Origin of the sequence: Mycobacterium sp., from assembly GCF_049608025.1 — a bacterium.
In the GTDB taxonomy this organism is placed as follows: Bacteria; Actinomycetota; Actinomycetes; order Mycobacteriales; family Mycobacteriaceae; genus Mycobacterium.
In genome coordinates this window covers 48,324-55,196 of the sequence record NZ_JBMYXC010000020.1, presented here as the reverse complement: position 1 = coordinate 55,196, position 6,873 = coordinate 48,324, and the positions used below count along the sequence as shown (strand labels likewise).

The 6,873-nt window shown below is 64.1% G+C and carries 3 protein-coding genes and 2 pseudogenes; all 5 read right to left on the bottom strand.

The genetic code is table 11. The features are described 5' to 3' along the window. A pseudogene (locus ACPGXI_RS09345) lies at nucleotides 1-180 on the bottom strand (transglycosylase family protein); the annotation flags it as partial. A 1,117-nt stretch (nucleotides 181-1,297) separates the two neighbouring features. Beyond that, entirely contained in the window at nucleotides 1,298-1,897 is a 600-nt protein-coding gene (gene mobA, locus ACPGXI_RS09340) for a molybdenum cofactor guanylyltransferase (protein WP_526652095.1), read from the bottom strand. A 65-nt stretch (nucleotides 1,898-1,962) separates the two neighbouring features. Then, nucleotides 1,963-3,015 carry a thiamine pyrophosphate-dependent enzyme gene (locus ACPGXI_RS09335; protein WP_526652081.1) on the bottom strand — a complete coding sequence of 351 codons (1,053 nt, stop codon included), beginning with the start codon at nucleotides 3,013-3,015 and terminating at the stop codon, nucleotides 1,963-1,965. 58 nt (nucleotides 3,016-3,073) lie between these two features. Further along, nucleotides 3,074-5,059, bottom strand: a complete 1,986-nt coding sequence (locus ACPGXI_RS09330; RefSeq protein ID WP_526652093.1) for a 2-oxoacid:acceptor oxidoreductase subunit alpha — start codon at nucleotides 5,057-5,059, stop codon at nucleotides 3,074-3,076. Between the two features lie 613 nt (nucleotides 5,060-5,672). Then, a pseudogene (locus ACPGXI_RS09325) lies at nucleotides 5,673-6,806 on the bottom strand (LCP family protein); the annotation flags it as partial. Nucleotides 6,807-6,873 lie beyond the last annotated feature (67 nt).

Below are 6,873 nucleotides of genomic sequence, written 5' to 3'. Positions count from 1 at the left end.
GTTCTCGGCCACCCGGATCTGCTCGGCACGGCTGGCCGCGTGCGGCATGCCCGATCCGCCGTTGGAGCTCCAGGTGGACGGGTGGAACTGCAGGCCGCCGTAGTAGCCGTTGCCGGTGTTGATGCTCCAGTTACCGCCGGACTCGCAAGCAGCCACGGCGTCCCAGTTGACGCTGTCAGCGTTCGCGGTTCCGGTCGCCAGCACCATCGGCGCCACAGCGAACGCCCCGACGATTGCGGCCAGACCAAAGGTCTTACGGATGTTCTTCAACTTCGATCCTTTCGCCAATTCGCGCGCCACCAGCGCCCGTGCGGTCATGCGCGGACTTGTTGCCTGGACTCAGGCGGGTTTGGATGGGTCGAGCCTTCTCGGTCGGGCACGACAGGGTAGGCATGCGATCACCTCGCCGGATCTGAAGACCCGACGGCTACCGAAGGCGATCCGCCTCCCGTAGCCCCACACACGCAGATACGTGGTTTTGAATTATGTGTTTCGTAATGAACTGCCACGAACGGTACAAACCGATTAGCGCAATGTCATGTCAGTGAAGAACGTGTCGCGAACAGATCACGGAACAATCACGTCGACCATTTACGATGGTCCACGCAGGTCAGCTGCCGATTTCCGCAGTTCTGCAGATCGGGGCGCAGCCACCTCGGCGTGAGCCGAATCACACTCACATTGTGAACTGTGACACCCGAAATCGGGCATTGGCGCAGCACCCACCATCGATCTCCGGCAGTCGAGCAATGAAATCGCCGAGTGCGAAGCATCCGCCAATCTCGCAGCCGGGTCAGGTCGCCGCTGGTCAAAGCGTCTGCCATACAGTGATTTTGGGAGAGCCGAGAAGGAAGCCGGGACAGGGACGAGCGGGCTCCAGCCGGTAGGTTGATGCCCCGCCGAACGGGATGGTGTCCTCACCTTCGGCGACGAGCGTGAAGGCACCTTCACGCTCGTGCCGGGCCGGCAGGCGGCCAGCGAACAAACGTTGCCAGCCCGACGCAACCACTCGCGGAACCACCGGGAGCTGCCGGGACAGGCAGCCGAGACCCGAGTAGCAAAGCTGACATCGAATGCGATCACCTTGGCGCTTCTGCGTACCTGAAATCGTCGCAACTCGTTGCACCGCACCACATTTGACATGCTCGACCGCGTGCGGCGGGACGCGGCGCGACTATTCAGTCCCGCGTATCACGATTTGATCCGAGAGGAAACTCCGCGACGCTCATTGAATTGTCATGGTGTACTAATTCCGGGTCGCTCGCCATTTAATTTGCCAAACTAATCCCGGCGGGGCCTAAACCAATCTCGGCGGGGTCACGGACTCAAGATCGGCCACCGTGTTGACGTTCGCCAACGCGGCCTGCACGGGCATCACGATCCGCTGAGTGTCGACCGAATCCACCAGGGCGCGCATACTGCGCTCGCCGGCGTCCACGAGTCCGGCAACGGTGGTGAACAGCGCGGTGCGGTAGATGCCGGCCAGGTAGTGGTCACGGCCGTCCCACGGAATGACCACGTCGGCGCCCAACCGCTCAGCAGGTGAGGTCAGTGTCTCGATCAACTCGGTGGTCAGCTCCGGCATGTCCACAGCGCAGACGAACGCGTGCTCGATGCCGGCCTCTGCGGCAGCCCGCAATCCACGCCCGGTCGCGAGCAACGGGCCTATGCCACGGGCCTCGTCGCGAAGGATGACCGCGGGCAACTCTGGCAGCGACTGACCGGGTGCGGCGACGACGTAGACAGGATCACAGCGGGTGCCCACGACTGACACCACCCGCTCGGCCAGTGTGGCAGGGCCTGCGGGGCCGTCGACGACCAACGAGGCCTTGTCGCGGCCCATCCGTCGGGACGCCCCGCCCGCCAGCACCACGGCGGCCAACGGCAGGGACGACATCACACCGGTGACGTTAGCGCAATACGCCGACGGTCAGCCGGTCCGGCACTGTCAGCCAAACACAATCAGTCGACGGTCCAGGTGTCCTTGCCACGAAGCAGGGACTGCAGTGCCGCTGTGTCATGGGCTTGAGCTTCGCGCGCCATCACGAGCTGCTGACGAGCTGCATCGTCGTAGGTGGGCTTGCTGATCTGCCGGAAGATGCCCATCACCATGTGGTCGAGGTTCTGCTCGGACAACCGCGACAACGCAAACGCGTACGCAGGATCCTGCAAGCTCGCATCGTGGACCACGATTTCGTCGACCGACGCATCGGCGGTCTTGACGACCTCCAGCCCGTATCCGGCTTTGACCACGCAGTACTCGCCATCGGCGCCGAACGTGATCGGCTCGCCGTGGCTGAGATGGATCAACCGCTCCTCGGAACCTTCTTTTCGCAGCGCGTCGAAAGAGCCGTCGTTGAAGATCGGGCAGTCCTGCATGATCTCGACAAGTGCGGCACCGCGATGCTGAGCGGCAGCACGCAGCACCTCGCTCAGGCCCTTGCGATCGGAATCCAGGGCACGGCCGACGAACGTCGCCTCGGCACCCAGCGCCAGTGACACCGGGTTGAACGGGTAGTCCAGCGACCCCATCGGGGTCGACTTGGTGACCTTTCCGACTTCGGAAGTGGGCGAGTACTGGCCTTTGGTCAACCCGTAGATTCGGTTGTTGAACAGCAGAATCGTGAGGTTGATGTTGCGCCGCAGCGCGTGGATGAGGTGATTGCCGCCGATCGACAGCGCGTCACCGTCACCAGTGACCACCCACACCGAAAGGTCCTCACGAGCCAGCGCCAGCCCGGTCGCGATTGTCGGCGCACGGCCGTGAATCGAGTGAAAGCCGTAAGTCTGGAGGTAGTAGGGGAATCGACTCGAGCAGCCGATGCCACTGACGAACGCGATGTTCTCCCGACGCAGACCCAGTTCGGGCAAGAAATTGCGAATGGTGTTGAGAATGACGTAGTCACCGCAGCCGGGGCACCAGCGGACCTCCTGATCACTGGAAAAGTCCTTGGCCTTCTGCGGCTCATCGGTGGTCGGAACCAAACCGGTCTTGGTCAGCCCTAACGGATTCATCTCAGATCGCCGCCGATCAGCTGGGTTGATGCGCGATCCGCTGCGCTTCTCGCTGTCGTCATACGCTCGCTCCCACACCAGGTACGTCGGGGGCCGCCTCTATGGTGGCCGCCGCCAGTCGGGCGAACTCGGCCTTCTCGAATTCCTTCTCGCTCAGCGTTCCGTCGAGCGCGGAATCGATGATTGCCTCGACCTCGTCGGCCAGAAACGCCATACCCTCCACCTTGGTCACCGACTGAATGTCGACCAGGTACTTCCCGCGCAGCAACAGAGCCAGTTGGCCGAGGTTCATCTCCGGTAGCACCACCGTGGAGTATCCATTCAGCACCTCGCCCAGATTGGCCGGGAAGGGATTGAGGTTGCGCAGCTGGGCGTGGGCCACCTTGACGCCCCTGCGCCGGGCTCGCCGGCAGGCCTCGCCGATCGGGCCGTAGCTGCTGCCCCAACCGAGCATCAGTAGGTCGGCGTCGCCGCCGGGATTGTCCACCTCGAGGTCGGGAACCTTGATGCCGGCCACTTTCTCCTGGCGCAACCGAACCATCAAATCGTGGTTCTTCGGCTCGTAGGAGATGTTGCCCGAGCCGTTGGCAGCTTCGAGGCCACCGATCCGGTGCTCAAGCCCGGGTGTTCCCGGAATCGCGAACTGACGGGCCAGGGTATCGGGGTCACGCGCGTAGGGTGCGTACGGCTCACCAGATTTGGCGAACGTGTGCTCAATCGGCGCGTAGGTGGTGACGTCCGGGATCGCCCACGGCTCCGACCCGTTGGCGATCGCGCCGTCGGACAGAATGACCACCGGTGTGTGATAGGCGATCGCCATGCGTGCGGCCTCGACGGAGATGTCAAAGCAGTCCGACGGCGAACACGGCGCCAGCACCGCCACGGGTGACTCACCGTTACGCCCGTAGAGCACCTGAAGAAGGTCGGCCTGCTCGGTTTTGGTCGGCAGGCCGGTCGACGGCCCGCCACGCTGTACGTCGATGACGACCAGCGGCAGCTCAGTCATCACCGCCAGCCCCATGGCCTCGGACTTCAACGAGATGCCGGGCCCTGAGGTACTGGTGATGCCCAACGCTCCACCGTACGACGCACCGATCGCCGCGCCGATTCCGGCAATTTCGTCCTCCGCCTGGAAGGTCAGCACGTTGAAGTTCTTGTGTTTGGACAGCTCGTGCAAAATGTCCGACGCCGGGGTGATCGGGTAGGTGCCCAGCACGATCTGGAGGTTGCCGAGGTGCCCGGCCGTGACCAGGCCGTAGGCCAGTGCGGTGTTGCCGGAGATCTGCCGATATTCGCCGGTATCGAGCCTGGCCGGCGACACCTCGTAGGTGGTGCCGAAGGCTTCGGTGGTCTCGCCGTAGTTCCAGCCCGCTTTGAGGGCAAGCACGTTGGCCTCGGCGATGCCGGGCTTGCGAGAGAACTTCTCGCGGATGAACGACTCGCTGTGTTCGAGCTCGCGACCGTACATCCACGACAGCAGACCCAGGGCGAACATGTTCTTGGCGCGCTGGCCGTCCTTCTTCGACGAGCCGATGGGCTCGACCGCGCCGAGCGTGAGTGTGGTCATCGGAACCGGCTGCACGACGTAGTCCGACAGCTCGTCGCTCTCCAACGGATTGGCGCCATAACCGACCTTGGCCAGGTTCCGCTTGGTGAACTCGTCGGAATTGGCGATGATCAGGCCGCCCCGGGGCAGGTCGGAGACGTTGGCCTTCAGTGCGGCCGGGTTCATCACCACCAGTACGTCGGGCCGGTCCCCCGCGGTGAGAATGTCGTAGTCGGCGATCTGAATCTGGAACGACGACACGCCGGGCAGCGTGCCCTGCGGCGCGCGTATCTCGGCGGGGTAATTGGGTTGCGTCGCAAGGTCGTTGCCGAACAGCGCGGCTTCGGAAGTGAACCGGTCACCGGTGAGTTGCATACCGTCACCGGAGTCACCGGCGAATCGGATGACGACCTTCTCCAGCTTCTGCCGGGGTCGTCCGGCGAGGCTGCCGTTGTCTCCCACTCCGATGCCCTTCGTGTCCTGGTCACGCTGCCCCAGGCGATGCCGACCGCCTGGCGGCCGCCGCGGCGCGCGCCCGGCAGACGTTCTCCCAAAACTTGGCGTGACTGCCGGTATCGATTATTGCACTCCTCTTAGGAGCTACCGGCCCGGACAGGCGAGTGCGACGTTGGTGACCGCGAACCAAACGCCGAGTTCAGAGCCTCGCAACCTGCCGCGGTGAGACAATAATGTGGTATTCGTCACGTTGGGGGCCGATACGTTTTCTAAGAACCGACTACCGGTCAATAGCTGCCAGCTAGCGCTGTTGTCCCAACGCGCGCACTCCCGGCCGCGACCGCACTAATGGCGACCCTGGGACGGGCGCTGCGCGGCGCTCATGCCACCGCAGCCGCAACAACAGCAGGCCGCGGTGTGCACGCCATCCTGCCGACAGCGGGTCGCGCCAGACGGGCATGGCCGTCGACGTTTCGGGATCCCGGTCCATACCGAGAATTATCGCGCGGTTGATCAACGTCAGCCAGACAATGTCAGGTGCGTCACCATGTCGAAAACATCACAGCTCGGTGAACAACCCTCAGTTGACGCAAGGGATACCGCCGCTGTCGATGGGCGCTCCCTCATCCGGGCTGGGCCCGCTGCCGGACGGGTCGCTGTCGTTGACCGGGGCGGGTTCGTCGACGGCCGGGTTCGGCGGCGGGTCGAACGCGGCGGCCACTTCAGCCTTGATCGCCGCGGGATCAACGATGTTCACGTCCTGTCCGTTGATGGTCTGGTAGTCCACGACGGGTAGCGTGCGGAATTCGACGTCACCCCCAGCCAACGACGCCAACTTCTGGAACTGGCTCTCACCCCACCCCTTGGACAACACGAGGTTGCGGCGGGCGACGTCCATGACACGGGTGAACTCGCCCACGTCGGTCAGAGAGCCGGAGTCCTCCAATCGCCGCATCACCGACACCAGGAAGGCTTGCTGGCGGTGGGTGCGATCCAGGTCTCCGTTCTCCAGACCATGCCGTTGCCGGACGAACGCAAGGGCCTGTTCGGCGTTGAGTTCTTGATGGCCCGCGGGAAAGTCGGCGCCGGAGTACTCGTCGTAGACGGCGTGGTTGAGACAGACGTCCACACCGCCCAGGCTTTGGGTCAAGTCGTAGAAGCCGACCAGATTGATCTCGGCGAAGTAGTCGATCGGCACCCCGGTGAGATCGCGCACGGCACGGATGATCGCGGCCCGCCCGGCCTCGCGCCCTTGTGTCTCCAGCTGGCGTTGATCAGTCACACCCTGGGCGACCAACCGTTGCTCGGTGGCGGCTTTGGCGAGCCCGTAGGCCTCCTTGATCTTGATGTGGCTGTAGCCGGGTATACCGCTGACGGCCACGTAGTCGTCGCGCGGAATGGAGAAGGCAACGACCCTCCCGTCAGCGCTGACTCGAACCAAGATCAGCGTGTTGGCGTTGTAGCCGCCGGAGTCTGAATCGCCGGCATGGAGTTTGTCGAGAACTTCCGCCGGCAGCGGGTTTCCGTCCTGATCCCTTCGCGAGTCCAGCCCGATGAGCAGGATGTTCATTGCGCCGCCGGTCGATTTCGGATCGTTCGCGCTCAGTGCCGAGGAGATGGTCAGACCGCTCAGCACACCGTGAGTCACCAAGAACCCGACACCGGTCAGGACAACCGCGGCTGCGGCCGCCAATGCCAGCAACACCCGAAGAACCCAGTGCGCCGGCCGCGGACTTGCGCGTTGCGCACGGTGGCGGGGGGCCGGGCGTTCCGGCGGCGCCGATTCCATGCCCCCGAGTCTGCCCGCCGCCGCCGCTGAGCGGCACAAAACTGCGATGCGCGGCGGCGCGGTTGCC

Coding starts and splice junctions, on each gene's coding strand:
- mobA (WP_526652095.1), bottom strand. CDS start 1,897: ATGTCGTCCCTGCCGTTGGCCGCCGTGGTGCTGGCGGGCGGGGCGTCC.
- ACPGXI_RS09335 (WP_526652081.1), bottom strand. CDS start 3,015: ATGAATCCGTTAGGGCTGACCAAGACCGGTTTGGTTCCGACCACCGAT.